Source organism: Blastococcus capsensis, assembly GCF_030165005.1.
Lineage (GTDB): Bacteria > Actinomycetota > Actinomycetes > Mycobacteriales > Geodermatophilaceae > Blastococcus > Blastococcus capsensis.
The window spans coordinates 1-2,320 of the sequence record NZ_JASNNW010000048.1 but is presented as its reverse complement, the minus strand read 5'-3'; the positions used below and the strand labels follow the sequence as shown (position 1 = coordinate 2,320).

The window sequence follows — 2,320 nt, the reverse complement described above, 5'->3', positions numbered from 1 at the left end:
CAAGGTCGTCCTGGACCTGGCGCTCACCCTGGCGGTGGGCGGGGACTGCCTGGCCGACATCGCGCTGCTGCGCGCCGAACCTCGGGTCTTCGGCCGGGTGGCCTCTGATCCGACGGTCTCCCGCACGATCGACACACTCGCCGCCGACGCACCCGCCGCGCTGGCGGCGATCAACACCGCTCGGGCGACGGCGCGGGCTGCGGTGTGGGGGCTGGCCGGGAAGGACGCACCCGGCCAGGGCGCTGATGCGGCTGCGCCGCTGGTCATCGACATCGACGCCACGCTCGTGACGTCGCATTCGGAGAAGGAGCAGGCTGCGCCGACGTTCAAGCGGGGGTTCGGGTTCCACCCGTTGTGCTCGTTCGTCGACCACGGGCCCGAGGGCAGTGGTGAGCCGCTGTCGGTGCTGCTGCGGGCCGGAAATGCCGGGTCGAACACCGCTGCCGACCACATCACCGTGGCCAAGCAGGCGCTGGCGCAGCTGCCCGGCCACCGGCCCGGCACCCGACCGGGCCGGAAGGTGCTGATCCGCACCGACGGGGCCGGGGCCAGCCACGCCTTCCTGGACTGGTTGCACGGGCAGCGGTTGTCCTACTCGATCGGCTTCGGCCTGCCGGCCAACACCGCCGACCTACTCACCCAGATCCCGGCCGAGGTGTGGACGCCGGCCTACGACGCGAACGACCAGATCCGCGACGGCGCCTGGGTCGCCGAACTCACCGGCCTGCTGGACCTGACCGGCTGGCCGCCGGGCATGCGGGTCATCGCCCGCAAGGAACGACCCCATCCCGGCGCGCAGCTACGGATCACCGACGCCGACGGGCTGCGGGTCACCGCCTTCGCCACCAACAGCAGCCGCGGGCAGCTTCCCGACCTCGAGTTGCGGCACCGCCGCCGGGCCCGCGCCGAGGACCGCATCCGATGCGCCAAGGACACCGGTCTGACGAACCTGCCGCTGCACGACTTCGCCCAGAACCAGATCTGGTGCGCCATCGTCGCGCTGGCGTGTGAGCTCACCGCCTGGATGCAGATGCTCGCCCTCGTCGATCACGCCGCTCGACGGTGGGAGCCCAAACGGCTACGGACCAGGCTGTTCACCGTGCCGGCGACGCTGGCCCGCACCGGCCGGCGCCGGCTGCTGCACCTGGCCGAGCACCACCCGTGGGCCGCCGTCGTCCACGACGCCGTCGTCCGGCTGCGCGCCTTGATCGCCGGACCGGCACCTGCCCCGGGCTGACACCGCCCACCCCGTCCCGACGAGCCCGCACCACCCCGGACCGTGGAACCGGCGCCCACCCGAGCGGCATCGGTCGAACCGTCACACCCCAATGCCAGGATCACCCCCCGGCGGCCCACCGAGCCGCTTTCCGATGATCACCGCCGGCCTGACGAAAGATCCGGGCTAGCCATCGGGCGCGATCCCGCTTTCGGCGGATTAGGGCTGTTCCTAGTCGCCCGGCTGACCACTAAGCACGGCTGGCTAGTTTCCGCCGGACGCAAGTACGTTTGGGCTTACTGCATCTAGCTAGGTAATCCGGAGAGCCACTGGAGGACCGTCCGGAACGCCCGTTCTTGGCCTCTGTGGCGGCCTGTTTCCCCTCCGGTAGGTCATGAATCGGTCACGACACACGCCCACCCCCGGAACGCCCAGATGGCGGGCCCCGCTGCGATGCCGTGACCGCGCGCCGAGGCGAGAACGCTGGTCATGCGGGGACCGAACATCTCGCCGATCCGTCCGACCCCTCGTATGACGACGCCCACCGCGTAAGGCCCGACTTTGATCATTTGCTTAGTGCGTGACTTCGACCGGCGGTAGCGCATCGAGGATGGCCCGCTGAGCTGCGGGAACGGCGGGGTGGAACGTCTGGGTGGCGCCGTTGATCGCGACCGTGGCCGAGCGCAGCGGCCGCAGCTGGCGGATGACGTTGCCGATCGCCAGGCCGGTGCGGTTCTGAACCTCGCGGGCCACGGCCAGGGCGGTGAACACGACGGTGAGGTGGGCCTCGATGGCGTCGCGAGTGTGGTGGAACATCGGCCTGGCCCGCAGATCGGTCTTGCTCATCCGGAACGATTGCTCGACCCGCCACAGGTCGTGATAGCTGCCGATCACCTCGGCCGCGGGCATGAGATTGGCGGGGATGTTGGTGACGTAGCCCTTCAACCCGACCAGGCTCTGCGCTCTGGCCAGTGCGGTCTCGTCCAGGGATCGGGCACCGTTGCTGGTCTTGACGAACCGCGGCGTGCGGGCCGCGCGTTCGCCGTCGACGACCTCCCGCGCCCGGGCCTCCTGCAGGGCGAGGGTCTTGCGGTCCCGGGCTGC

Annotated in this window: 2 protein-coding genes; one reads left to right on the top strand and one right to left on the bottom strand. The window is 70.7% G+C overall.

Annotated elements, in window-relative coordinates:
- On the top strand, positions 1–1,237 hold a 1,237-nt coding region (locus QOZ86_RS20950; protein ID WP_284493900.1), incomplete at its 5' end, for an IS1380 family transposase.
- Between the two features lie 552 nt (positions 1,238–1,789).
- On the opposite strand, the gene QOZ86_RS20945 is transcribed toward QOZ86_RS20950, so the two are convergent.
- Positions 1,790–2,320 (bottom strand): IS1634 family transposase (locus tag QOZ86_RS20945; RefSeq protein WP_284493899.1); only part of this gene is annotated, 531 nt, incomplete at its 5' end.